23 protein-coding genes are annotated in these 24,442 nt (G+C 55.0%); 15 read left to right on the top strand and 8 right to left on the bottom strand.

The features are described from left to right. Positions 1–176: 176 nt before the first annotated feature. Positions 177–1,301 (bottom strand): AI-2E family transporter YdiK, encoded by a 1,125-nt coding sequence (gene ydiK / locus MUU51_RS03750; protein WP_159767695.1) that lies wholly within the window; start codon positions 1,299–1,301, stop codon positions 177–179. Between the two features lie 227 nt (positions 1,302–1,528). Between ydiK and ydiJ the strand changes: the two genes are divergently transcribed. From ydiJ to ldtE, 10 genes are all read left to right on the top strand, one after another. After that, a complete protein-coding gene (gene ydiJ / locus MUU51_RS03745) occupies positions 1,529–4,585 on the top strand; it encodes a D-2-hydroxyglutarate dehydrogenase YdiJ (protein ID WP_159767698.1) in 3,057 nt (1,018 codons plus the stop codon). After that, positions 4,582–4,992 carry a 1,4-dihydroxy-2-naphthoyl-CoA hydrolase gene (menI, locus tag MUU51_RS03740; protein ID WP_159767701.1) on the top strand — a complete coding sequence of 137 codons (411 nt, stop codon included), beginning with the start codon at positions 4,582–4,584 and terminating at the stop codon, positions 4,990–4,992. Before ydiJ ends, menI begins: the two co-directional genes overlap by 4 nt. A gap of 419 nt (positions 4,993–5,411) precedes the next feature. Continuing rightward, complete coding sequence (gene lpxP / locus MUU51_RS03735; RefSeq protein WP_159767704.1) at positions 5,412–6,326, top strand: kdo(2)-lipid IV(A) palmitoleoyltransferase; 915 nt, start codon at positions 5,412–5,414, stop codon at positions 6,324–6,326. A 334-nt stretch (positions 6,327–6,660) separates the two neighbouring features. Further along, a complete protein-coding gene (gene sufA / locus MUU51_RS03730) occupies positions 6,661–7,035 on the top strand; it encodes a Fe-S cluster assembly scaffold SufA (RefSeq protein WP_125353141.1) in 375 nt (124 codons plus the stop codon). A 2-nt stretch (positions 7,036–7,037) separates the two neighbouring features. Beyond that, positions 7,038–8,525, top strand: a complete 1,488-nt coding sequence (gene sufB, locus MUU51_RS03725) for a Fe-S cluster assembly protein SufB (RefSeq protein WP_159465487.1) — start codon at positions 7,038–7,040, stop codon at positions 8,523–8,525. A gap of 16 nt (positions 8,526–8,541) precedes the next feature. After that, positions 8,542–9,288: a Fe-S cluster assembly ATPase SufC gene (gene sufC / locus MUU51_RS03720; protein ID WP_159767707.1), complete on the top strand. Its 747-nt coding sequence runs from the start codon at positions 8,542–8,544 to the stop codon at positions 9,286–9,288. Further along, entirely contained in the window at positions 9,263–10,534 is a 1,272-nt protein-coding gene (gene sufD / locus MUU51_RS03715) for a Fe-S cluster assembly protein SufD (RefSeq protein ID WP_258967141.1), read from the top strand. The genes sufC and sufD overlap by 26 nt, the downstream gene beginning before the upstream one ends. Then, complete coding sequence (gene sufS / locus MUU51_RS03710) at positions 10,531–11,751, top strand: cysteine desulfurase SufS (protein WP_258967140.1); 1,221 nt, start codon at positions 10,531–10,533, stop codon at positions 11,749–11,751. The genes sufD and sufS overlap by 4 nt, the downstream gene beginning before the upstream one ends. A 12-nt stretch (positions 11,752–11,763) precedes the next feature. Beyond that, entirely contained in the window at positions 11,764–12,180 is a 417-nt protein-coding gene (gene sufE / locus MUU51_RS03705; protein WP_258967139.1) for a cysteine desulfuration protein SufE, read from the top strand. A gap of 106 nt (positions 12,181–12,286) precedes the next feature. Continuing rightward, positions 12,287–13,291 carry a L,D-transpeptidase LdtE gene (gene ldtE / locus MUU51_RS03700; protein WP_159767719.1) on the top strand — a complete coding sequence of 335 codons (1,005 nt, stop codon included), beginning with the start codon at positions 12,287–12,289 and terminating at the stop codon, positions 13,289–13,291. A 68-nt stretch (positions 13,292–13,359) separates the two neighbouring features. On the opposite strand, the gene MUU51_RS03695 is transcribed toward ldtE, so the two are convergent. The 3 genes from MUU51_RS03695 to ynhH all read right to left on the bottom strand — a co-directional run bounded on the left by MUU51_RS03695 (position 13,360) and on the right by ynhH (position 15,522). Continuing rightward, positions 13,360–13,596, bottom strand: coding sequence for a major outer membrane lipoprotein (locus MUU51_RS03695; protein ID WP_034455915.1), 237 nt, complete (start codon positions 13,594–13,596; stop codon positions 13,360–13,362). Between the two features lie 307 nt (positions 13,597–13,903). Further along, complete coding sequence (gene pykF / locus MUU51_RS03690; protein ID WP_159767722.1) at positions 13,904–15,316, bottom strand: pyruvate kinase PykF; 1,413 nt, start codon at positions 15,314–15,316, stop codon at positions 13,904–13,906. A gap of 14 nt (positions 15,317–15,330) precedes the next feature. Then, positions 15,331–15,522: a protein YnhH gene (gene ynhH / locus MUU51_RS22235; RefSeq protein ID WP_445326607.1), complete on the bottom strand. Its 192-nt coding sequence runs from the start codon at positions 15,520–15,522 to the stop codon at positions 15,331–15,333. Positions 15,523–15,738: 216 nt separating this feature from the next. On the opposite strand from ynhH, the gene fumD reads away from it, so the two are divergent. Then, a complete protein-coding gene (fumD, locus tag MUU51_RS03685) occupies positions 15,739–15,951 on the top strand; it encodes a fumarate hydratase FumD (protein WP_159767725.1) in 213 nt (70 codons plus the stop codon). Here the strand turns inward: fumD and MUU51_RS03680 are convergent, their stop codons facing one another. Further along, on the bottom strand, positions 15,952–16,590 hold the full coding sequence (locus MUU51_RS03680; protein ID WP_159767728.1) for a TetR/AcrR family transcriptional regulator: 639 nt from the start codon (positions 16,588–16,590) through the stop codon (positions 15,952–15,954). It lies immediately after the preceding gene. A 125-nt stretch (positions 16,591–16,715) separates the two neighbouring features. Between MUU51_RS03680 and MUU51_RS03675 the strand changes: the two genes are divergently transcribed. From MUU51_RS03675 to MUU51_RS03660, 4 genes are all read left to right on the top strand, one after another. Beyond that, on the top strand, positions 16,716–18,569 hold the full coding sequence (locus tag MUU51_RS03675) for a bifunctional sugar phosphate isomerase/epimerase/4-hydroxyphenylpyruvate dioxygenase family protein (RefSeq protein WP_258967138.1): 1,854 nt from the start codon (positions 16,716–16,718) through the stop codon (positions 18,567–18,569). A 79-nt stretch (positions 18,570–18,648) separates the two neighbouring features. Then, positions 18,649–19,980, top strand: a complete 1,332-nt coding sequence (locus MUU51_RS03670; RefSeq protein ID WP_258967137.1) for an MFS transporter — start codon at positions 18,649–18,651, stop codon at positions 19,978–19,980. 9 nt (positions 19,981–19,989) lie between these two features. After that, positions 19,990–20,826 (top strand): shikimate dehydrogenase family protein, encoded by an 837-nt coding sequence (locus tag MUU51_RS03665; protein ID WP_258967136.1) that lies wholly within the window; start codon positions 19,990–19,992, stop codon positions 20,824–20,826. A 70-nt stretch (positions 20,827–20,896) separates the two neighbouring features. Further along, a complete protein-coding gene (locus MUU51_RS03660) occupies positions 20,897–21,625 on the top strand; it encodes a substrate-binding domain-containing protein (RefSeq protein WP_235033617.1) in 729 nt (242 codons plus the stop codon). Here MUU51_RS03660 and MUU51_RS03655 read toward each other — a convergent pair. Genes MUU51_RS03655 through MUU51_RS03645 form a run of 3 tightly spaced genes read right to left on the bottom strand, consistent with a single transcriptional unit; the run spans position 21,605 to position 24,409 of the window. After that, positions 21,605–22,354, bottom strand: coding sequence for an ABC transporter ATP-binding protein (locus MUU51_RS03655; RefSeq protein WP_159768756.1), 750 nt, complete (start codon positions 22,352–22,354; stop codon positions 21,605–21,607). The genes MUU51_RS03660 and MUU51_RS03655 overlap by 21 nt on opposite strands. Next, entirely contained in the window at positions 22,354–23,358 is a 1,005-nt protein-coding gene (locus MUU51_RS03650) for a FecCD family ABC transporter permease (RefSeq protein WP_258967135.1), read from the bottom strand. The genes MUU51_RS03655 and MUU51_RS03650 overlap by 1 nt, the downstream gene beginning before the upstream one ends. Continuing rightward, entirely contained in the window at positions 23,348–24,409 is a 1,062-nt protein-coding gene (locus MUU51_RS03645; protein WP_258967134.1) for an ABC transporter substrate-binding protein, read from the bottom strand. Before MUU51_RS03645 ends, MUU51_RS03650 begins: the two co-directional genes overlap by 11 nt. Positions 24,410–24,442 lie beyond the last annotated feature (33 nt).

Genomic DNA, 24,442 nt, shown 5'->3' with positions numbered 1-24,442 from the left:
CAGAATTTTTGCGTCGATCAGATTGGTCTTAATCGTTAAAAAAACGTAAAGGATTTGAGAGTTCTGAATGGGCGTTAGCGGTGATTGTGAGCAGAATAACGGCGCAGTGGGGCAATAACGATAAGTAATGCTTAAGTATCAGGCCCGGTGCAAGGGTGCGTCCGGGCCACGTTTTATCAGCTGCCGAGCTTGTCGTGGCTAGCTTCCAAAGTCTCAAGTTCCTCAAGCACTTCTTCAGCATCGTCAGACGGTGGCGGCACTTCTCGCACCCAGGCATCAAACAGACGCCAGGAGACTGCCAGCAGAACCGGGCCAATGAACAAGCCAATCATACCAAACGCAATCAGGCCGCCGATAACGCCGGTGAGGATAAGTATCATCGGCAGGTCTGCGCCCATACGAATCAGCATCGGACGGATGAAGTTATCCATGGTGCCCACCACGCAGCTCCACACCAGCAGCACGGTGCCCCAGGTGGTATCGCCGGTCCAGTACAGCCAGATGATGGACGGAATAAGCACCACCAACGGACCGAGCTGTACCAGACAGGAGAAAATCATCACCACGGTCAGCAGCGTCGCGTAAGGCACGCCGGAAATCGCCAGGCCGATACCGCCCAGAACCGCCTGCACCAGCGCGGTGACGACCACGCCAAGCGCCACGGCGCGAATGGCTTGTCCTGCCAGCAGCACCGCCGCATCGCCACGTTTAGCCGCCAGGCGAGTGGCAAAGTAACGCACGCCGAAGGCCACTTTTTCACCCTGCCAGTACAGCAGCGCACTGAACAACAGCATCAGACCGCAGTGCATCATAAAGCGGCCAATATGCGCCGCCTGGCCAACAAACCAGGTGGTGGTGGTGCCGATATATGGGCGAACCTTAGCCATGATAGCCGAGCCGCCCATGTCCAACAGGCTGTGCCAACCTGCGTACAGTTTGCTGCCGACCAGCGGAATGCTGTTCAGCCAGGCGAGATCCGGCGGCGAAATATTGCCAGCGCTAATCGCGTGAACGAGTGGCGTGCTGCCATCCACCAGGCTGTTGACCAGCAACGCGATTGGAATAACGAACAGTAAAAAAAGCAGCAGGGTCATCACCAGTACCGCCAGTGAGCGGCGGCCAAGCAGTAAACGCTGGAGTTTTAGCAGGACTGGCCAGGTGGCGATAACGATTGTCGCGGCCCACGCAAAGCCCAGAACGAAGGGTTGTACTATCCACAAGCATGCCACGATCATGAGGCTTAAAAACAGCACCGACAGCAGGATCTGCGGTAAATCTCGGGGCCGATGAAGGGTTGTCATACATTTTATACCTTTGTGATTACGCCCACTGAAGGGCGCAGATGATAAATCCGTTTACTGATAATAATATCAACAATTTCGTGATGATGATCGCCCTGAAATCCGATAAGCGTATCAGTAAAAAATGTGATACAACGATTAGGCTATACGCAAACGATAAAACAGACACAACAACATCGTTATTACACCATCGTCCAACACAACTTAGTCAGGCAGGGTCAAGCGTCATGATCCCACAGATTTCTCAGGCACCCGGCGTTGTTCAGCTGGTGCTGAATTTTTTGCAGGCACTGGAGCAACAAGGTTTTACCGGCGATACCGCCACCCGTTATGCCGACAGGCTGACGATGGCGACCGATAACAGCATATATCAGCTCCTCCCCGATGCCGTGGTTTTCCCCCGTTCAACCGCTGACGTCGCGCTGCTTTCACGCATTGCCGATGAAGAGCGTTTCCGCTCGCTGGTCTTCACGCCTCGCGGCGGCGGGACGGGTACCAACGGCCAGTCGCTGAACCAGGGCATTGTCATTGATATGTCTCGCTATATGAATCGCATCATTGAAATCAATCCCGAAGAGGGTTGGGTGCGGGTCGAAGCGGGCGTTATCAAAGATCAGCTTAATCAGTTTCTGAAACCCTACGGGTATTTTTTCGCACCTGAACTGTCAACCAGTAACCGCGCCACGCTTGGCGGGATGATCAACACCGATGCGTCCGGACAAGGATCAATGGTGTATGGCAAAACCTCTGACCACGTGCTGGGCGTGCGGGCGGTGTTGCTGGGTGGCGATATTCTTGATACACAGCCGATGCCGGTGCTGCTGGCGGAAACGCTGGCCAAAGAGCAGTCGGCGAGCGGGCGCATTTACCGCACGGTGTATGAGCGCTGCAAAGAAAATCGTCAGCTGATTATCGACAGCTTCCCAAAACTGAACCGTTTCCTCACCGGTTACGATCTGCGTCATGTCTTCAATGACGAGATGACCGAATTTGACCTGACCCGCGTGTTGACTGGGTCGGAAGGCACGCTGGCATTCATCACCGAAGCGCGCCTGGATATCACGCGCCTGCCGAAAGTGCGTCGCCTGGTGAACGTCAAGTATGATTCCTTCGATTCGGCGCTGCGTAATGCGCCATTTATGGTCGATGCACGTGCGATGTCGGTGGAAACCGTCGATTCGAAAGTCCTGAATCTGGCGCGGGAAGATATCGTCTGGCACTCCGTTAGCGAACTCATTACCGACGTGCCGGACAAAGAGATGCTCGGCCTGAATATCGTGGAATTTGCCGGTGATGATGAAGAACTGATCGCAGGCCAGGTGAGCGCGCTGTGCCAGCGTCTTGATGCGCTGATCGCCGCAGGCGAGGGCGGCGTTATCGGCTGGCAACGTTGTAATGAACTGGACGGCATCGAGCGTATTTACGCGATGCGTAAAAAAGCGGTTGGCCTGCTTGGCAATGCCAAAGGCGCTGCCAAACCAATTCCGTTTGCCGAAGACACCTGCGTGCCGCCGGAGCATCTGGCAGATTACATCGTTGAATTCCGTGCGCTGCTCGACGGGCATGGCCTCAGCTACGGTATGTTTGGTCACGTTGATGCGGGCGTGCTGCACGTTCGCCCGGCCCTGGACATGTGCGACCCGCAGCAGGAAATCCTGATGAAGCAGATTTCCGATGACGTCGTCGCGCTGACGGCAAAATACGGTGGCCTGTTGTGGGGCGAACACGGCAAAGGTTTCCGTGCAGAGTATAGCCCGGCCTTCTTTGGCGACACGCTGTATGGCGAACTGCGCAAAGTGAAGGCGGCATTCGACCCGAATAACCGTCTTAATCCAGGGAAAATCTGTCCGCCGGAAGGGGTGGATGCGCCGATGATGAAGGTGGATGCGGTCAAACGCGGCACCTTCGACCGGCAAATCCCGATTTCGGTGCGTACCTCCTGGCGCGGTGCGATGGAGTGTAACGGCAACGGCCTGTGCTTTAACTTCGATGCGAACAGCCCGATGTGCCCGTCGATGAAAATCACCAGCGACCGAATGCATTCGCCAAAAGGACGCGCCACGCTGGTGCGTGAATGGCTGCGTTTGTTGGCGGATCGCGGGATTGATCCGCTCAAGCTTGAAAAAGAGCTGCCGGAAAAACGCGCCAGCCTGCGCGGCCTGATAGAGCGGACGCGCAACAGCTGGCATGCCAATAAAGGCGAATACGATTTCTCACACGAAGTGAAAGAGGCGATGTCCGGCTGTCTGGCCTGCAAAGCCTGTTCAACGCAGTGCCCGATCAAAATCGACGTGCCGGATTTCCGCTCGCGCTTCCTGCAGCTGTATCACACCCGTTATTTGCGCCCGATGCGCGATCACGTGGTTGCCACGGTTGAAAGCTATGCGCCGCTGATGGCGCGCGCGCCGAAAACCTTCAACTTCTTTATCAGCCAGCCGTGGGTGAAAAGCTTGTCGAAGAAGCACATCGGCATGATTGACCTGCCGCTGTTGTCGACACCTTCGTTGCAGCAGCAGATGGTGGGGCATCGCTCGGCGAATCTGACTCTCGAACAGCTCGAAGCGCTGAGCCCGGAACAAAAAGCGAAAATGGTGCTGGTGGTGCAGGATCCGTTCACCAGCTACTACGATGCGCAGGTGGTGGCAGATTTCGTCCGGCTGGTGGAGCGTGTCGGCTATCAGCCGGTCGTACTGCCGTTTTCGCCGAACGGTAAAGCGCAACACATTAAAGGCTTCCTGACGCGTTTTGCAAAAACGGCACAGAAAACGGCCGATTTCCTCAACCGGGTGGCGCAGCTCGAGATGCCAATGGTGGGCGTCGATCCGGCGCTGGTGCTGTGCTATCGCGACGAATACAAGCAAACGCTTGGCGAAAAACGCGGGGATTTTCAGGTTCAGCTGGTGCATGAGTGGTTGCCGAAAGCGCTGGAGAATACTGAAATGCGAGACGTCAGCGGTGAGGCCTGGTATCTGTTCGGTCATTGCACCGAAGTGACCGCCTTGCCAATGGCACCCAAACAGTGGGCGTCTATTTTCGCCCGCTTTGGCGCGAAGCTGGAAAGCGTCAGCGTGGGTTGCTGCGGCATGGCCGGAACCTATGGGCACGAAGTGAAGAACCACGAGAACTCATTGGGCATTTATGCTCTGTCCTGGCAGCAGGCGATGCAACGCCTGCCTCGCAACCGCTGTCTGGCCACGGGATATTCCTGTCGCAGTCAGGTGAAGCGCGTTGAGGGCAGCGGCGTACGCCATCCGTTGCAGGCTTTACTGGAGATTATGGGATGATCTGGAAACGTAGCGCGACACTGGATGCGCTCAACGCGATGGGTGAGGGCAACATGGTTGGCCTGCTGGATATTCGCTTTGAGCGTCTGACCGACGATAGCCTGGAAGCCACCATGCCGGTGGACCGCCGGACACATCAGCCGTTTGGCCTGCTGCACGGTGGTGCGTCGGTGGTGCTGGCCGAAACGCTGGGCTCTGTGGCGGGTTATCTTTGCACTGAAGGCAATGAGAAAGTGGTGGGGGTGGAGGTTAACGCCAATCACATTCGCGCCGTGCGGAGCGGACGGGTGCGTGGCGTCTGTAAAGCCCTGCACGCCGGACGCCGCCATCAGGTCTGGCAGATAGAGATCTTCGATGAGCATGGCAAATTGTGCTGCTCTTCCCGACTCACCACGGCGGTGGTTTAGAATCATTGAACAAAAAGTGAACGGCGAAAGCACCGAATACCGGTGCTTTTCTCCATCATTTCTGGCGAATTGATTCAATAACCGGCATTCCTCGAATTAATGATAAGAATTGCTGACGTTTATTGTGCTTAACCCTAAGAATGATCCCGTTTTATTCCTGCGCAGTTAACGGTAGCTTCAGATTAATTCACTATCTTTTTCCTGACAGATGTTGCATCCTCATCGCAGCAGTTCGCCTGCACTCCACGGAAGCCGCTTTTGTCTCTATTCAGGATCCATTTTGCAAAGAGACTTTTGGCGTTTCGGTTAAAACTGGCTTTTAACCAACGTGAAAATTCACAACGTATCGCCTAAAGATTGATGATTTCTTTCGTTTTTTCCTTATGCGCTACTGGTTCACATGCTTACAGGAATTAACGATGGCAAAAGCCTTCGACAAAACGTTACTGCACCCTCGCAACTGGTTAACCTGGTTTGGTTTAGGTGTGCTGTGGCTGCTAGTCCAACTTCCCTATCCGCTGCTGTATATTATCGGGTCTTCTCTCGGGCGCGCCGCGCGACCATTTTTGAAAAGAAGAGAAAAGATTGCGTCAAGAAATTTAACACTCTGTTTCCCGGATATGACTGCCGAAGCAAAAGAGAAATTAATTGAGCAGAACTTTATTTCTCTCGGAATGGGTTTAATTGAAACCGGTATGGCCTGGTTCTGGAGCGATGCCCGGGTTAGAAAATGGTTTGATGTAGAAGGTTACGAAAACCTGACCAAAGCGCTCGAAAACAAAAAAGGCGTCATGGTGGTCGGGGTGCATTTCATGTCGCTGGAACTCGGCGGCAGAACGATGGGCTTGTGCCGTCCGATGATGGCAACCTACCGGCCGCACAACAGCAAGTTGATGGAGTGGGTGCAGACCAAGGGGCGTCTGCGTTCCAATAAAGCGATGATCGATCGCCGTAATCTGCGGGGCCTGGTGAGCGCGTTGAAAAACGGGGAAGCGGTCTGGTTTGCACCTGATCAGGATTACGGCCCAAAAGGCAGTACCTTTGCGCCATTCTTCTCCGTGCCGCAAGCGGCAACCACTAACGGTACGTTTGTGCTTCAACGCTTATCAGGCTCCGACCTGCTGACCATCACCATGGTGCGTAAAGCCAATAACCGGGGTTACAGTCTGTACATCAGTGAAGCACTGACCGATTACCCGACTGAAGACGAGTTCAAGGCCGCGAGCTATATGAACAAGGTTATCGAGAAAGAAATTCTGCGCGCACCAGAGCAGTATTTATGGGTGCACCGCCGATTCAAAACGCGCCCGGTAGGCCAGGCGTCGCTCTACTAACGAACCTGTATTTTCTGAAAGCCCCGTGCGCATCTGCAACGGGGCTTTTTTATTGCAACCGCAGAAAGCAATTCCTATCTCATAAATTGGTATTTTCTATACATCTTTTCATTGTCACATTTTTTCTCCGCCATTGAAGTTAAAGCATTTATTTTTCAATGCATTGAACATTTCCCGATAGCCCTGTTCACTCTGCGCACAGGGTCTATGCTTAGTAAAAGCCCTCTGTTGGAGGCATTCCGCTGAAAGCCCCTGCTGACAAGGGGTTGAAGTGATAATCATTATCACTAACATAGAGGGATGCCCTGATGGCTTCAACGTATAAGGTGGACCTATGGAATTGCATTCAGAAACCTTCAACCCGGCTGATTTTTCCTGGCGCGGAATCAGCCTGACGCCTGCCGCGGCGGCGCACGTGTGCGATCTGGCAATCAAGCAGGGCGTGCAAGGGATCCGTCTGGGGGTGAAAACCTCCGGCTGTGCGGGTTTTGCTTACGTACTGGATACCGTCACCGAACCGAAAGCAGACGACCTGCTGTTCGAGTCTGACGGCGCGAAGCTCTGGGTATCGTTACAGGCGATGCCCTTTATCGACGGCACGGAAGTGGATTATGTGCGCGAAGGCTTAAATCAGATCTTTAAGTTTCACAACCCGAAGGCCCAGCATGAATGTGGCTGTGGTGAAAGTTTCGGGGTGCAGGCGGAGTAATTATGTCACGTAATACTGAAGCAACTGACGATGTCAAAACCTGGGCCGGTGGTCAGCTCAATTATAAAGAAGGGTTCTTTACCCACCTGCAGACCGACGAACTGGCGAAAGGGATCAGCGAAGAGGTGGTGCGCGCCATTTCTGCCAAACGCAACGAACCAGAGTGGATGCTCGAATTTCGCCTGAACGCGTTTCGGGCGTGGCTCGAAATGGAAGAGCCGCACTGGCTGAAAGCGCATTACGACAAACTGAATTATCAGGATTACAGCTACTACTCCGCGCCGTCATGCGGTAACTGCGATGAAACCTGCGCCTCAGAACCGGGTGCGGTGCAGCAAACCGGGGCCAATGCGTTCCTGAGTCAGGAAGTCGAGGATGCGTTTAGCCTGCTCGGTGTGCCGGTCCGTGAAGGTCGTGAGGTGGCGGTCGATGCGATTTTCGACTCCGTTTCTGTGGCGACCACTTACCGGGAAAAGCTGGGCGAGCAGGGTATTATTTTCTGTTCGTTCGGCGAGGCTATCCATGACTATCCCGAACTGGTGCAGAAATATCTCGGCACTGTGGTGCCAGGCAACGATAACTTCTTTGCGGCACTGAACGCCGCGGTCGCCTCTGACGGCACCTTTATTTATGTGCCAAAAGGCGTGCGCTGCCCGATGGAACTGTCGACCTATTTCCGCATAAACGCTGAAAAAACCGGTCAGTTCGAGCGCACAATTTTGGTGGCCGATGAAGGCAGCTATGTGAGCTATATCGAAGGCTGCTCGGCCCCGGTACGCGACAGCTACCAGCTGCACGCCGCGGTGGTGGAAGTGATCATCCACAAAGATGCGGAAGTGAAATATTCCACGGTTCAGAACTGGTTCCCGGGCGATAACAACACCGGCGGCATTCTGAATTTTGTTACTAAACGCGCGCTGTGCGAAGGCGAAAACAGCAAAATGTCATGGACCCAGTCGGAAACCGGCTCGGCCATTACCTGGAAATACCCGAGCTGTATTTTGCGCGGCGATAACTCCATCGGTGAGTTCTTCTCGGTGGCGCTGACCGCCGGACATCAGCAGGCCGACACCGGCACCAAGATGATCCACATCGGCAAAAACACCAAATCGACCATTATCTCGAAAGGCATCTCCGCCGGACACAGTCAGAACAGCTATCGCGGCTTAGTCAAAATCATGCCGACGGCGACCAACGCCCGTAACTTCACCCAGTGTGACTCGATGCTGATTGGCCCGGACAGCGGGGCTCACACCTTCCCGTACGTTGAATGTCGCAACAACAGCGCTCAGCTTGAGCACGAGGCCACAACCTCGCGCATCGGTGAAGACCAGCTGTTCTACTGCTTGCAACGCGGTATCAGCGAAGACGACGCGATTTCAATGATCGTTAACGGTTTCTGTAAGGACGTTTTCTCAGAGCTGCCGCTGGAGTTTGCGGTCGAAGCACAAAAATTGCTGGCAATAAGCCTCGAACATAGCGTCGGTTAAGCATTAAGGGACACCCATGTTAAGCATTAAAGATTTACAGGTAGCGGTAGAAGATAAAGAGATCCTGCGCGGGCTTAGTCTGGACATTCGCCCGGGTGAAGTGCATGCCATCATGGGGCCGAATGGCTCGGGGAAAAGTACGCTGTCGGCGACGCTGGCCGGGCGTGAAGATTACGAAGTGACCGGCGGAACGGTTGAATTCAAAGGCAAAGACCTGCTGGAGCTGGCGCCGGAAGATCGCGCCGGAGAAGGCATTTTCATGGCCTTCCAGTATCCGGTGGAAATTCCCGGTGTCAGTAATCAGTTTTTCCTGCAAACGGCGCTCAATGCGGTGCGGGAATATCGTGGCCAGGAAGCACTCGATCGCTTTGATTTTCAGGATCTGATGGAAGAGAAAATCAAGTTGCTGAAAATGCCGGAAGATTTGCTGACCCGTTCAGTCAACGTCGGTTTCTCCGGCGGTGAGAAAAAGCGTAACGACATTTTGCAAATGGCGGTGCTTGAGCCAGAACTGTGCATTCTTGACGAGTCCGATTCGGGGCTGGACATCGATGCGCTGAAAATTGTCTCCGACGGCGTCAATGCGCTGCGTGACGGCAAACGCGCGTTCATTATCGTCACCCATTACCAGCGTATTCTTGACTACATCAAACCGGACTTTGTGCATGTGTTGTATCAGGGCCGTATCGTTAAATCCGGCGATTTCACGCTGGTCAAACAGCTGGAGGAGCAGGGTTATGGCTGGCTTACCGAACAGCAGTAACGCGCTGCAGCAATGGCATCATCTGTTTGAGGCGCAAAGCACCGCGCGCACGGCATATTCGGAACAGCACCTGCAGCAGATGCTGCGTCTCGGTCTGCCAACGCGTAAACAGGAAAACTGGAAATACACGCCGCTGGATGGATTGCTGAACAGCCAGTTTGTCAGCGCCGAAGCGTCGATCGATGCGCAACAGCGTGACGCGCTGGCGCTGCCGGTTGATGCGCTGCGAATGGTGTTTGTGAACGGTCGATTTATCTGCGAACTGAGCGATGATCTGGCAGAGAGCGGTTTCCAGGTCACGGTCGATAACGCGCGTGAGACGTTGCCTGCGGCGGTGCAGCCGGAAGTGTTCCTGCACCTCACGGAAAGCCTGGCACAGACGGTGACGCATATTCAGGTGGCGCGCAATCAGCGCCCAGCCAGACCTTTGCTGTTGATGCATATCACCCAGGGTGTCGAAGGCGAGGAGATGAACACCGCGCATTATCGCCATCATCTGGAACTGGCGCAGGGGGCGGAAGCCACGGTGATTGAACATTACGCCAGTCTGAACGACGCGCGCCACTTTACCGGTTCACGCCTGACGATGCAGGTCGCGGACAGCGCGCATTTGCAGCATATCAAACTCGCGTTTGAAAACCCGACCAGCTTTCACTTTGGTCATAACGACATTCAGCTCGCTCAGGATGCCAGCGCGACAAGCCACAGTTTCCTGCTCGGCGGTGTGGTTCTGCGGCATAACACCAGTACCCAGCTCAACGGCGAAAACACCACGCTGCGCATTAACAGTCTGGCGATGCCGGTGAATAATGAAGTGTGCGACACCCGTACCTGGCTTGCGCATAACAAAGGCTATTGCAATAGCCGTCAGCTGCATAAAACCATCGTCAGCGATAAAGGCCGGGCGGTATTTAACGGGCTTATCAATGTTGCGCAGCACGCGATTAAAACCGACGGGCAGATGACCAATAACAATCTGCTGCTCGGAAAACTGTCAGAAGTGGACACCAAGCCGCAGCTTGAAATCTATGCCGATGACGTGAAGTGCAGCCACGGTGCGACTATCGGGCGTATTGACGACGAACAGTTGTTCTATCTGCGTTCGCGTGGAATCAAACAGCAGGCCGCCCAGCAGATGATCATGTATGCCTTTGCCGCTGAGCTGACTGAAGCCATTAGCGATGAGACCATCAGGCGTGAAGTGCTGGCGCGGATTGGCCAGCGCTTGCCGGGAGGAAGAGCATGACATTTTCCATTGAACGGGTGCGGGCCGATTTCCCACTGCTGACCCGTGAAGTCAATGGCCAGCCGCTGGCGTACCTGGACAGCGCGGCCAGCGCGCAAAAACCTAATGCGGTCATCGACGCCGAAGCGGAGTTTTATCGTCACGGTTATGCGGCGGTTCATCGCGGTATACATACCCTCAGCGCTGAAGCGACGACCCGAATGGAGCAGGTGCGCCAGCAGGCCGCTACCTTCCTGAATGCCCGTTCGGCGGAAGAACTGGTGTTTGTGCGTGGCACCACCGAAGGGATCAATCTGGTGGCCAACAGTTGGGGCGACAGTAACGTCACACAGGGCGATAACATCGTTATCAGCCAGATGGAACACCACGCCAACATCGTGCCGTGGCAGATGTTCTGTAGGCGCGTTGGCGCTGAACTGCGCGTTATCCCACTTAACGCTGACGGCACGCTGCAGCTGGATGCAATCCCCGGTCTGTTTGACGAACGCACGAAGCTGCTGGCGATAACTCAGGTGTCGAATGTGCTCGGCACGGAAAACCCCGTGAAGGCGCTGATAGAACTGGCACATCAGCACGGCGCAAAAGTGTTGATCGACGGGGCACAGGCGGTGATGCATCACGCCGTGGATGTGCAAAGCCTGGACTGCGATTTTTATGTTTTCTCAGCGCACAAGTTGTACGGCCCGACCGGCATCGGCGTACTGTACGCGAAAGACGAAATTTTGCAGGATATGCCGCCGTGGGAAGGCGGAGGCTCAATGATTGCTACCGTTAGCCTGACGGAAGGCACCACCTGGGCGAAAGCGCCGTGGCGCTTTGAAGCGGGCACGCCAAACACCGGCGGGATTATCGCCCTCGGGGCAGCGCTGGAGTATGTCAGCGGGCTGGGTCTCGACAATATTGCCGATTACGAGCACACCTTAATGCATTACGCGTTGGCGGAGCTGGCAACGGTGCCGGATCTCACGCTGTACGGCCCGCAAAATCGACTCGGCGTTATCGCGTTCAATCTCGGTAAACATCACGCCTATGATGTCGGCAGTTTCCTCGATAACTACGGCATTGCGGTGCGGACCGGACACCATTGCGCCATGCCGCTAATGGCGTTCTATAACGTGCCAGCTATGTGTCGCGCATCGCTTGCGATGTATAACACGGTTGAAGAGGTGGACCGTCTGGTGGCAGGATTGAAACGTATCCATCGTTTACTGGGCTGACAGGGAGGCTTTATGGCCGCATTGCCGGACAAAGATAAGCTGTTGCGTAACTTCAGTCGTTGCGCCAACTGGGAAGAAAAATACCTGTATATCATCGAGCAGGGCCAGCGTTTAGCCCCACTCAGCGAGGACGCGCATAACCCGGAAAACATTATTCAGGGCTGCCAGAGTCAGGTGTGGATTGTGATGAAACGCAGCGCCGACGGACGAATTGAGCTGTACGGCGACAGCGACGCCGCTATCGTTAAGGGACTGATTGCCGTCGTTTTTATTCTCTACCATCAGATGACTGCCCAGGACATTCTGGCCTTTGATGTGCGCCCGTGGTTTGAGAAAATGGCGCTCACCCAACATCTTACGCCCTCGCGTTCGCAGGGGCTCGAAGCGATGATCCGCGCAATTCGCGCGCAGGCTCTGAGTTTTAGCTAAACTAATCTTAAAATACAGCTTTCATTCTGTAACGCGAGGTGGGGATTCCACCTCGCGGTGGTTCAGCTTTCTGGCGTTCTGTCAGTGAATAAAAGGGAAACTCAGTATGAAACGCGCATCTCTCATCTCGTTAATGCTCTTAGGTGCTCTCGGCGCGTCTCAGGCCGCCAGAGCGGTTGAATACACCTTACCGGCTAACGGTAGCCGCCTTGTTGGACAAAACCAGACCTACACGGTGCAGGAGGGCGACAATAGCCTGCAAACCATTGCCCGGCGCTTTGATACCGCCGCGATGATAATTCTTGAAGCGAATAACACCATTGCGCCGGTGCCGAAACCGGGGACGCAGGTGATCATTCCGCTTCAATTACTGCTGCCTGACGTCCCGCGGGAAGGCATTGTGGTCAATCTGGCGGAACTGCGGCTCTATTATTTCCCACCGGGCGGCAATACGGTGCAGGTGTATCCGTTAGGCATCGGCCAGCTTGGGCTTGAAACACCTGAAATGACCACTCACGTCGGTCAGAAAATCCCTAATCCGACCTGGACGCCCACAGCGGGCATCCGCCAGCGCTCACTGGAAAAAGGCATTACGCTGCCTCCGGTGGTACCCGCAGGGCCTAATAACCCGCTGGGGCGCTTCGCATTGCGTCTGGCGTACGGTAACGGTGAGTATCTGATTCACGGCACCAATGCGCAGAGCAGCGTCGGGCTGCGGGTCAGCTCCGGCTGTATGCGGATGTTTACCGATGACATCAAAGCGCTGTTCGCGCAGGTGCGGGTCGGGACGCCCGTACAGGTGATTAACCAGCCGGTGAAATATTCGATTGAGCCGAACGGTACGCGCTACATGGAAGTTCACCGTCCATTGACGCAGGATGAAACCCAGAACCCGCAGACCATGACCTACGTGCTCCCGGCGGGCTATTCGCAGTTTGCCAGCGATAAAGGCACCGATAAGGTGATGGCGGATAAAGCGATGTACCGTCGGGCGGGGATCCCTGTTGTTGTCTCTTCGGGCATGACGCCGGTGGTGGCAGGGCAGAATCAGGTGATTTCCGTTCAGAATGGAACGCCTTCAACGGCGGATGAAACGCGGATGACGCAATAACGTGGAAAGGTGATTAACAGGCAAAAAAAAATGGCGCACAATGTGCGCCATTTTTATTACAGGTACTCTTACTTACGGTAAGAGTGAGCCTGGTTGTCCAGACGCTGGTTAGCGCGTGCTGCGTCGTCTTTAGCAGCTTGAACGTCAGAACGCATTGCGTTCACGTCGTTGCTCAGCTGGTCAACTTTAGCGTTCAGAGTCTGAACGTCAGAAGACAGCTGATCGATTTTAGCGTTAGAAGAACAACCTGCCAGCATAGTAGAAGCCAGGATTACCGCGCCCAGTACCAGTTTAGTACGATTCATTATTAATACCCTCTAGATTGAGTTAATCTCCATGTAGCGTTACAAGTATTACACAAAGTTTTTTATGTTGAGAATATTTTTTTGATGGGAATACACTTATTTTTGATCGTTCGCTCAAAGAAGCATCTAATGGATGTACAAAATGCAAAAGCTGTGTGAAAACAGTACGATTTCATTGGATTAATCTTAGATAATCACAATTTAAATAGTGAAATCCGATTTGCATTTTTATTAAATAAGGCTATCGCAGGAATAAAAAAAGCGCCACGAGGGCGCTTTTGTGCAAATTAAGTCGACTGAATCGAAATTACAGTACGTGCACGGATGCAGTATTGGTGGTTCCGCTTGGTACCAGCGCACCAGAAACCATCACCACAACGTCACCTTTCTGAGCCAGACCGCTCTGCAGTGCAACTTCTTTACCCAGACGGTAGAAATCATCAGTAGAAGAGATTTCTTTAACCAGCTGCGCGTTTACGCCTTTAGACAGCACCAGCTGACGTGCAGTCAGTTCGTTGGTGGTCAGCGCCAGGATGGTGGCATCCGGGAAGTATTTACGGATAGCGCGAGCAGATTTACCGCCCTGGGTCGCAACAACAATCAATGGCGCTTCCAGTTTCTCAGCTGTTTCTACTGCACCGCGGCAAACCGCTTCGGTGATGCGCAGCTTGCGGCTGTCGTTGTTGAAGTCCAGACGGCTGGTCATCACGCGGTCAGTACGTTCACAGATGGTTGCCATGATGGTCACCGCTTCCAGCGGGTATTTCCCTTTCGCAGACTCACCGGACAGCATGACTGCATCGGTACCGTCGAGGATGGCGTTAGCAACGTCACCGGCTTCAGCGCGAGTTGGACGTGGGTTCTTGATCATAGAATCCAGCATCTGGGTCGCGGTGATAACCACTTTACGAGCGCGTACACATTTTTCGATGATCATCTTCTGCGCGAAGATAACCTCTTCAACCGGGATTTCAACGCCCATATCGCCACGAGCAACCATGATGCCGTCAGACGCTTCGAGGATTTCGTCGAAGTTGTTCAGGCCTTCCTGGTTTTCGATTTTGGAGATGATCTGGATGTTTTCGCCGCCGTGGGCTTTCAGGTGCTCACGGATTTCCAGCACGTCAGAACGCTTACGGATAAAGGAAGCTGCAACGAAATCAACGCCCTGTTCACAACCGAAGATCAGGTCCTGTTTGTCTTTCTCAGCCAGTGCTGGCAGAGCGATGGAAACGCCTGGCAGGTTAACGCCTTTGTTTTCGCCCAGGTCGCCGTTGTTCAGCACTTTACAAACAACCTTGTTGCCTTCGATAGCGGTAACTTCCATACCGATCAAGCCGTCATCAACCAGAATGGTGTTGCCGACGCTCAGGTCGCTGGTGAAACCTTCGTAGGTAACAGCCACAGTTTCGGTGTTACCGACAACGGTTTTATCCGTGGTGAACGTGAAGGTCTGGCCTGCTTTCAGGGAGACGTCGTTGCCGCCTTCCAGTTTGATGGTGCGGATTTCAGGGCCTTTGGTATCCAGCAGGATTGCCGCTGACTTACCGGTTTTGCTAACCACGTTGCGCAGGTTCTTGATGCGTTGGCCGTGTTCAGCATAGTCGCCGTGAGAAAAGTTCAGACGCATCACGTTCATGCCGGCGTCCAGCATTTTGGTCAGCATCTCTTCGGATTCGGTTTTTGGACCGATGGTGCAAACAATTTTGGTCTTTTTCATGACAGTCTTAGTCTTTAAGTTGAGAGAGAAGGAATAGGAAAATTTGGATCGTGGGCGCACTGCCACGAAGGTAAACCTGTATTACGAAAGTCGCGATGCCACGAGATAAGGATAGGTGACATCAAAAAAGCGTGCAGAGGAAAGTGAGCCTGGTTTTCAGCTACGAAGGTTGGATGAAGTTTTACGTTATTTTTTATGCAGTCCAATGCGCTGAAACCATTCAAGAAAGAATCGGTGCGTATTATACGAGGTTACGGATGAAAAGGAAAATGAAAACGCCGTTTCAGAACAAGACGATAGCGCTTAACAAAATCATTACGAGGCGATCTTTACTTTGTAACAGAATCTAATGGCGAAAGTTGTCCAGAAAGACGCTATCATCAGTAATGAATTGAAAATTAATGAGTTAGTGGGAGTAAGAGATGGGCAATCAAGGTAAAGATGAAGCACTGTATCAGGAGATGTGCCGGGTGGTCGGCAAGGTCGTACTGGAGATGCGTGACCTGGGACAAGAGCCCAAACACATTGTAATTGCTGGCGTATTGCGCACATCGCTTGCTAACCAGAAAATCAAACGCAGTGAACAGACCCGCGAGGCGATGGAACGCGTCATCACCGCGCTGGCGGGTCAATAATCAGGCAATGACAAAGCGTAAAACAGCTTTCACGGCAATTTTTGAGTGATGCGCCACCAGTTGCGGGTCGTCAATTTCTGGCAGCGGGCCTTCCAGATAAAGGCTATTAAAGGTGTAAAAATTCGACACCTGGTAAAAACTGAAGCTGCTGATTAGACGATGCACGTCCCGGGCCTCAACGCCTTGTTGGAAAATGTCCTGTTGCTGACCGCGATCGAGAATATTTTCCAGAATCGACAGGGCGCTTTTGTTCAGTGGTTTCAACAAACCTGATGCATTCAGCCACTTCCCGCGCTGCATGTTCTCCATGCAAATGATCCGCATATAATCCGCATGGCTTGCGTGGTACGCCACGCTCCATTTCACCAACTGCACCAGCGCTTCGACTGGCGGTAAATTTTCCAGCCCCAGTTGCTGCTCGTTTTCACGAATGCGGACATAGACGTGCTCCAGCACCGCCTGATACAGCTGCTCCTTGGTTTTGAAGTAATAAACCACCATCCGCTTGGTGGTTTGGGCTTCTCCGGCTATCTGTTCCATTCTCGCCCCGGCCAGGCCGTGCTCGGCGAAAACCGCGATGGCAGCGGCAAAAATCTTCTCTTTCAGGCTCTGGGCTTCATCGTGAACAACAACAGACATAGCGACTCCCGCTTCTGGTAAGAACAAAAAATACACACAACGATCACAAATTAGCAACGAATTATGGCGCGCATGAACCAAATGATTCATATTCAGCTTTCCCGTGGATCATGACAGGTGACACTATGCTGCGCTCTATCGCAACCGTCTCGATATCAGGCACCTTACCGGAAAAACTGAGCGCCATTGCCGATGCAGGCTATCAGGGCGTTGAAATTTTTGAAAATGATCTGCTCTATTATACCGGTTCGCCGGCGGATATCCGACAGATGGCCGCCGATCTCGGTTTGCAGATCACGCTTTTTCAGCCCTTTCGTGATTTCGAAGGTGCCAGCCGCCCGCAGTTTGCCGCCAATCTCGAACGCGCCAGACGTAAATTTGAGCTAATGCATCAGCTCGGCTGCGACACCTTGCTGTTATGCAGCAGCGTAGCACCGGACACCAGCCCGGATATCGACCTGCAAATCAGTGACCTGCGTGCGCTGGCGGAGCTGGCTGAACGCGAAAAAATTAACGTCGGGTACGAAGCGCTGGCCTGGGGTACTCAGGTGAATCGCTGGCATCAGGCGTGGCAGCGCGTAAAAGCGGTGGATAGTCCGGCGATGGGGATTGTGCTCGACAGCTTTCACGTTCTGGCGCTGGGCGACACCTTGGCCCGGCTGGATGAAGTGCCGGTCGATAAAATTACCTTCCTCCAACTGGCGGATGCGCCGGTGATGAAAATGGACGTGCTCGAATGGAGCCGCCATTTCCGCTGTTTCCCGGGGCAGGGTGAGCTTCCAGTGGTAGACTTTGCCACCGATTTAACCCGGCGCGGCTATCGCGGTCCGTGGTCGCTGGAAGTGTTCAACGATGGTTTTCGCGCTTCGCCAAACGGCGCAACCGCGAAGGACGGCTATCGTTCTTTGCTGTGGCTGGAAGAACAAACCCGTCAACAGTTACCAGAAACCGACGCCGAACTCTGTTCGCTGCCCGCGCTGCCGGAATATCAGGGACCGGAGTTTATTGAATTTACCGCCAGCCCTGCCGAAGCGAAAAAACTCGGCACTAGCCTCAGCCAAATGGGCTTCCAGCAGCAGGGAATGCACCGCAGTAAAAAAGTGAGCCTGTGGCAAAACGGCGGCGCGCGGGTGATTGTCAATCATCAACCGCACAGTTGGGCTGATCATTTCTGGCAGCGCCACGGCGTTTCTCTGTGTGCTATGGCGCTGCGCGTTAGCCGCAGTGAGCCGATTATCTCCCGGGCAAAAGCCTACGGTTACGCCACCTGGCAGGGCGAGGTTGGGCCGAATGAAAGCACCATCCCGGCGGTATGCGCCCCGGACGGCAGCCTGATTTACCTGGTAGAAGAGGGCGATGATATCTACGCCCGCGACTTTGAACTCAACGCGTCGGTCGCGACGTCGGGCCTGCTCGGCATCGATCATCTGGCGTTAGGGATGGAGGCCGACAGCCGCGATAACTGGGTGATGTTCTTCCGCACCGTGTTTGGCTTCACGCTGGAGCATGAACAGACGATGCCCGATCCTTATGGTCTGGTGCGTAGCCTGGCGGTACACAGCCCGCAGGGAAATATTCGCCTGGCGCTGAATATTTCCCAAAGTCGCGCCACGCAGATTGCGCGTTCGGTGGCCTGCTATCAGGGGGCGGGCCTGCAACACGCGGCATTTGCCTGTGCGGATTTACCCGCAGTGCTTGAAACCTTACCCGGCGGGCTGCCTTCCGCGTTGCCTATTCCAGCTAACTATTATGAGGATTTGCGGGCGCGGTTTGGCGACAGTGAACAGGCTGATGTGCTGCAACAGCAGCAGATCCTGTACGATCGTGACGGCAACGGTGGCGAGTTTTTACATCTGTATACTCGCCCATTCAGCGCCGGACGCTTTTTCTTTGAGTTAACCGAACGACGTAACGGCTATGCGCAATACGGCGCGGTCAATGCGGCGGTCCGTCTTTCGGCCATGCAGTACAGTGAGTAAACCAGGCTGAACCAAAAGGTTCGGCTGGTGGAGTGAAAATAACAACATTCATCTGCACCCTACAAAGACAGGAAATACTATGAGCACATACAGCCATGACCACGCTGTGGACGCGGAGGCGGTCACCGCTGTACGCCGCACCCGGCGTCGGATCGGTATTCTGGCCCTGCTGGCAGTGGGCACAATGATCAACTATCTCGACCGTACGGTGCTGGGCATCGCAGCCCCGGCGCTCACCCAGGAGCTGGGCATCAACGCCGCGATAATGGGGCTGGTGTTCTCGGCGTTTGCCTGGACCTACGCGCTGGCGCAAATTCCCGGCGGCCTGTTCCTCGACCGCTTCGGCAACAAAATCACCTATTTCCTCTCCCTCACGCTGTGGTCGCTGTTCACGCTGTTTCACGGTATGGCGGTGGGTATCAAATCCTTATTACTGTGCCGCTTTGGGCTTGGGATCAGCGAAGCGCCATGCTTCCCGGTGAATAGCCGGGTAGTCAGCGCCTGGTTTCCGCAACAGGAGAGGGCAAAAGCCACGGCGGTGTACACCGTCGGCGAATATCTTGGCCTCGCCTGCTTCTCGCCGCTGTTGTTCTGGATAATGGGCAACTTTGGCTGGCGCGCGCTATTTATCAGCGTCGGCGTGGTCGGCATAGTATTCGCGATAGCCTGGTGGCGTCTGTACCGCGAACCGCACGAAGACAGCCGTTTGAGCCAGCAGGAGCGTGAATACATCGAAGCGGGCGGCGGCATTCAATCAGCCGTGGTGCAGAAAACGCAGTTCAGCTGGCCGCTGGTGCGCCAGTTGTTGAGCAAACGTCAGATTGTCGGGGCGAGTATCGGTCAGTTTGCCGGTAACACAGTGCTGGTGTTCTTCCTGACCTGGTTCCCGACATGGCTCGCCACCGAGCGTCACATGCCATGGCTGAAGGTCGGTTTCTTCGCCATTCTGCCGTTTCTCGCGGCAGCGGGCGGGGTAATGTTCGGCGGCTGGGTATCGGACAAACTGCTGAAAGCTACTGGCTCGGCTAACCTTGGACGCAAGCTGCCGATTATCGTCGGCCTGCTGATGGCAAGCTGCATCATCACTGCCAACTGGTTGCATAGCGACACCGCGGTTATCCTGGTGATGTCGTTCGCCTTCTTTGGTCAGGGAATGGTTGGCCTCGGCTGGACGCTGGTTTCTGACATGGCACCCAACGGACTCGGTGGTCTGACTGCCGGGCTGTTTAACTTCTGCGCCAACCTGGCGGGGATCCTCACGCCGCTGGTGATTGGTTTTATCGTCGCCGCCTCCGGCAGTTTCTTCTACGCGCTCATTTACATCGGCGGCGCGGCGCTGCTCGGTGTGGTGGCGTACGTCTTTATTCTTGGCGATGTCAAACGCATCGAACTCACGGAACAGCAGGATTAGGGAGCACGCATGATCATTACCGGAAACACCAGACTGATTGCGCATCTGGGCTGGCCCACGGAAAGTTTCAAAGCGCCGATGATTTACAACCCGTGGTTTGCGGCACAAAACGTGGATGTCAAAGTGGTACCGATGGGCGTGCGTCCGGAGGCCTTTGCCGCATTCGTGCCAGCACTGTTTCAGATGACTAATCTGGTGGGAGCGCTGGTGACGATGCCGCATAAAGTCGTCACCGCCGGGCTGATGCAACAACTCAGCCCGACGGCGGCGATTGCTGGAGCCTGCAATGCCATTCGGCGTGAAGAGGACGGCTCGCTCACCGGGGATATGTTCGACGGCAATGGATTCGTGCAGGGTATTCAGCGTAAAGGCTTTTGTGCAGAGAATGCCCGGGCATTAGTGGTGGGCTGTGGCGGTGTGGGATCGGCGATTGCCGCCTCTCTCGCTGCGGCCGGCGTGCCATCGCTCACGCTGTTTGACACCCGTGAGCAAACCGCTCAGGCGCTGGCCATGCGCCTGCTACGTCATTATCCGACGCTTGAAATCAGGCTGATGCAAAAGGATCCGCAGGGCCATTCGCTGGTGGTAAACGCCACACCGATGGGCATGAAACCGGGCGATCCACTACCGCTGGATGTTGATCGCCTGACGCCCGGCTCGTATGTCGGCGAAGTGGTCATGAGCCAGACGTGGACGCCGTTCTTACAGGCCGCGATGGCCCGCGATTGTCAGGTGCAGCGCGGCACCGACATGCTGTTTGAAATGATCCCCGCCTATCTGAAGTTCTTTGGCCTGCCGGTCGCTACCCCTGAACAGCTGCGTGAGCGGGCTGAGATCAGGGAATAAGTGGATTCGACTGGCGTTCCCTGTTTGCCCGGCTAAGATAATTGCTTTCGAACCGGGCAAAGATTTCACACTGATGACCACAACCCTTCACGTACTCGCTGCGGGCAGTCTCAAGCGGGCATTTATTCCGCTGTGTCAGCATTTCAGCCAACAAACCGGCATTCCTGTCTCTGTCGATTTTGGCCCGGCGGGCCTGCTGCGGGAGCGTATCGAAGCCGGTGAGCGCTGCGACCTGTTCGCTTCTGCTAACACGCAACATCCGCAAACGCTGCTGGCGAACGGACGTGCGCAGGCGACGACGACCTTTGCGTTTAATCGTCTGAACCTCACGGCACGTAAAACCGCGCAAACGGAAAATGCCGACTGGCTCAGCCTGCTGGCGAATCCTTTGCTGCGGCTCGGCACCTCAACGCCCGGCTGCGATCCGTCTGGCGATTACACTTTCGAGCTGTTGGCCCGAATCGAGGCGGACTATCCGGATATGACGCTAACCGCGCGGGCAAACAGGCTGGTGGGCGGCAGATCGTCGTTAACCGTTCCGAAAGGGGAAATTGCCAGCGCGTGGCTGATTCGCCAGGATTTGACCGACCTGTTTATCGGTTATGCGCACTACGCTCAGGCGCTGGAAAACACCGACGATTTGTACATTCTGGCGCTGCCGGATGCATATCAGACGCGCTGTGAATATCAGTTGGCGCGGCTCAGTGACGCCGCGCAACCGCTGGAACAGTTTATTGTGGCATCGGAAGGTCAGGCGTTTTTACGTGAGGCCGGTTTTTTAACGCTCAATGGAAAATAATGGGGCGATTACCTGACGTGGATAGTCATCCAGTGTCAGCGTCCTGACCGGCACGCCATAGGCCTGGTGCAGATGGCGGTCCGTCACCACATCTTCGGTTTCACCCGCCAGCCATTTCCCCTCCGGCAACAGCATCAGCGTATGGCTCGCCACCTGCAATGCATGGGTCGGATCGTGCGTTGTAAACAGCACGCTGCGCTGCTGGCGATGTGCCAGGTCGCTTATCAATTGCAGCACTACCTGTTGATTAGCCAGATCCAGCGCGGAGCAGGGCTCATCGAGCAAAATATTCTGACTGCCGCTGACCAGAGCCCTGGCAATCATCACCAGCTGCTGCTGACCACCGGAGAGCGTGCCGAAGTGTTGCTGCGCCAGTGCGGAAATGTTGAGCTGCGCCAGCGCCTTCGCGACCTGCTGTCGGTCGTCGGCTGACGGCTGTGAAAACAGCGCCACGTGGCGAGCACGGCCCATCAGCACCACGTCCTGCACCTGCCAGGCGAAGGCCGGGCGAAACGACTGCGGCACCATGCTGACACCGCCATCCACCGAAAACTGACCACCGAGTGCGGGCAACACCCCTGTCAGCGTATCCAGTAAGGTACTTTTTCCGCGTCCGTTCGCGCCGAGTACGGCCCAGATCTTCCCCGGCTGACAGGCAAAACTGAGTGGCGAAAACAGCGGCTGGCCGTGACCGTACAGCAGTTCGCTGACGGATAACGAAGCGGTGATCATTGGGCACTCCGGCGTTGGCTGTAAATCAGCAAAAATGTGAAGGCCGGCGCGCCGACCAGGGCGGTGATAATGCCGATGGGAATTTCGGCATTCGTCAGGGTGCGGGCAAGATCGTCGACCACGATCATAAACCCGCCGCCGAGCCAGAACGCGGTTGGCAACAGGCGGCGATGGTCAGCCCCGACTAACAGCCGCGCCAGATGCGGAATCACCAGCCCGACCCAGGCAATGCTGCCGCTGACCGCCACTTGAGCGGCAACCAGAAGCGCACAGCTGACCAGCACCCCGCGACGCAGCGGTTTCACCGATACGCCGAGCGCCCGCGCATCTTTCTCATCCAGTGACAGCAAATTGATGCGCCAGCGCAGGGCGAACAGCACCGCACCCGCCAGCAGCACCGGCCCGGCGACCAGTATTACTTTGTGCCAGTTGGCGGTAGCAAAACTGCCGAGCAGCCAGAATACGATGTTGGGTAACACCTCTTCGGTGTCGGCGAGATACTGCATCAAACTGACCAGTGCAGCGAAAAATCCGCTGAGGATAATGCCCGACAAAATAAGCATCAGTGTACTTTCGCGCCCTTGTAAAGTCGCAATCAGATACACCAGCCCCAGTGCCGCCAGGCCGAAACCGAAGGTCGAACCCATCATTAACAGCGGACTCAGTCCCAACAATATCGCCAGCGTACCGCCAAAAGCCGCGCCGGATGTCACACCAATAATGTGCGGATCGACCAGCGGGTTACGAAACACGCCTTGTAGCGTGGCGCCACTGAGTCCCAGCGCCGCGCCACAGAGAAACGTCATCACCACACGCGGTAAACGTACCGTCCACACCACCTGTCCGGCGATATCGTTCGTCGTATAAGGATGGAGAAGATGAGTGACAACGTCACTCATTGGCAAATGATATTGGCCGAGACACAGCGAAACCAGTGCCAGCAGCAGAGTTAAGGCCATTAACCCCGCTTGTAGCGCGCGAAAGCGGGCCTCAGAGGGCATTCGATTTCCAGCTCACGCGGTAAAAGTGCTGATAATAATCCTGCGCCAGAGCATCCACGTCGACGTTTTTATAGCGCTCCGGATAAAGTTTTTTCGCCATCCACAGCTCACCAATCGCCATCGCTTCCGGCATCGGATAGCCCCAGGCTTTGGCATATTCTGGCATCAGCCACACGCGGTGGTTTTTCACGGCGTCAATTGCTTGCCACTGCGGATCGCTTTCGATGGCTTTCAGCACCTGCGGGTAGCGGTCCTGCACAAAAATAACCTGCGGGTTCCATTGTAAAACCTGCTCCAGCGACACCTGACGCGCACCTTTAACCGTTGCCGCCGCCACGTTCAGCGCACCTGCATGTTCCATCATCAGCCCGGTATATTTTCCTGAGCCGTAGGTGTTGAGATCCGGGTTTGCCATATACACGCGGACTTTTTTATCCTCAGGAATATTGGCCACCGGCGCGTTAGCGTTGGCGCGTGCGCTGAAGGTGTAGTCGATTAACGCCTCGGCTTCTTTCGGCCGTTCCACTACGTCGCCAATCAGACGAATGCCCTGTTTCAGTCCATCGTTATAGGCCTGTTCTTCGTTGGCCATCGTCGGGTTCATTTTATTCTTCTCGCTGGCGGCGTCCTCACGCAAAGAAATCGCCACCACCGGAATACCGGCATTTTGAATCTGCTGGATCATTTCGGTCGGCGCGTAGTTCGCCACGAAAACCACCTGCGGATGTAGCGCCAGCAGGCTTTCAATATTGGCCTGGGTCAGATCGCCCGGCATCGGCAGCGTGGTGATTTTCGGCATAAAGCGTGCAAACTGCGGCCCGAGCTGTTTTTGCCAGCTCCTCAACACGCCGACGATGTTGTCCTGCGCATTCAGCTGTACCAGCAAATTCAGCGTCTGATGTTGTAATACCACCACGCGGTTAACGTGGTCGGGCAAGGTCACCTGACGACCTAGCTGATCCGTCACTGTGCGGTCTGCGTGGGCAGCCGTGGCGAGCAGTGCGCTACAGGCCAGCGCGGTGCACAGGTAAAGGCGGTGTAGTCTGGACATGAAATCACTCTGAGAAGGGAAATAATCGATGTA

The organism is Scandinavium manionii (assembly GCF_024764775.1).
GTDB classification, from domain to species: Bacteria; Pseudomonadota; Gammaproteobacteria; order Enterobacterales; family Enterobacteriaceae; genus Scandinavium; species Scandinavium manionii.
The sequence above is the reverse complement of the archived record's forward strand: the minus strand, read 5'-3'. Positions and strand labels throughout refer to the sequence as shown.

Excerpts from the sequence above, each read along its gene's own strand:
- lpxP (WP_159767704.1), top strand. The coding sequence starts at position 5,412 with ATGGCAAAAGCCTTCGACAAAACGTTACTGCACCCTCGCAACTGGTTA.
- fumD (WP_159767725.1), top strand. The coding sequence starts at position 15,739 with ATGGGCAATCAAGGTAAAGATGAAGCACTGTATCAGGAGATGTGCCGG.
- MUU51_RS03670 (WP_258967137.1), top strand. The coding sequence starts at position 18,649 with ATGAGCACATACAGCCATGACCACGCTGTGGACGCGGAGGCGGTCACC.
- MUU51_RS03675 (WP_258967138.1), top strand. The coding sequence starts at position 16,716 with ATGCTGCGCTCTATCGCAACCGTCTCGATATCAGGCACCTTACCGGAA.
- ydiJ (WP_159767698.1), top strand. The coding sequence starts at position 1,529 with ATGATCCCACAGATTTCTCAGGCACCCGGCGTTGTTCAGCTGGTGCTG.
- MUU51_RS03650 (WP_258967135.1), bottom strand. The coding sequence starts at position 23,358 with ATGCCCTCTGAGGCCCGCTTTCGCGCGCTACAAGCGGGGTTAATGGCC.
- menI (WP_159767701.1), top strand. The coding sequence starts at position 4,582 with ATGATCTGGAAACGTAGCGCGACACTGGATGCGCTCAACGCGATGGGT.
- MUU51_RS03695 (WP_034455915.1), bottom strand. The coding sequence starts at position 13,596 with ATGAATCGTACTAAACTGGTACTGGGCGCGGTAATCCTGGCTTCTACT.
- sufE (WP_258967139.1), top strand. The coding sequence starts at position 11,764 with ATGGCCGCATTGCCGGACAAAGATAAGCTGTTGCGTAACTTCAGTCGT.
- MUU51_RS03645 (WP_258967134.1), bottom strand. The coding sequence starts at position 24,409 with ATGTCCAGACTACACCGCCTTTACCTGTGCACCGCGCTGGCCTGTAGC.
- sufC (WP_159767707.1), top strand. The coding sequence starts at position 8,542 with ATGTTAAGCATTAAAGATTTACAGGTAGCGGTAGAAGATAAAGAGATC.
- MUU51_RS03680 (WP_159767728.1), bottom strand. The coding sequence starts at position 16,590 with ATGTCTGTTGTTGTTCACGATGAAGCCCAGAGCCTGAAAGAGAAGATT.
- ldtE (WP_159767719.1), top strand. The coding sequence starts at position 12,287 with ATGAAACGCGCATCTCTCATCTCGTTAATGCTCTTAGGTGCTCTCGGC.
- MUU51_RS03665 (WP_258967136.1), top strand. The coding sequence starts at position 19,990 with ATGATCATTACCGGAAACACCAGACTGATTGCGCATCTGGGCTGGCCC.
- sufB (WP_159465487.1), top strand. The coding sequence starts at position 7,038 with ATGTCACGTAATACTGAAGCAACTGACGATGTCAAAACCTGGGCCGGT.
- pykF (WP_159767722.1), bottom strand. The coding sequence starts at position 15,316 with ATGAAAAAGACCAAAATTGTTTGCACCATCGGTCCAAAAACCGAATCC.
- sufA (WP_125353141.1), top strand. The coding sequence starts at position 6,661 with ATGGAATTGCATTCAGAAACCTTCAACCCGGCTGATTTTTCCTGGCGC.
- sufD (WP_258967141.1), top strand. The coding sequence starts at position 9,263 with ATGGCTGGCTTACCGAACAGCAGTAACGCGCTGCAGCAATGGCATCAT.
- ydiK (WP_159767695.1), bottom strand. The coding sequence starts at position 1,301 with ATGACAACCCTTCATCGGCCCCGAGATTTACCGCAGATCCTGCTGTCG.
- sufS (WP_258967140.1), top strand. The coding sequence starts at position 10,531 with ATGACATTTTCCATTGAACGGGTGCGGGCCGATTTCCCACTGCTGACC.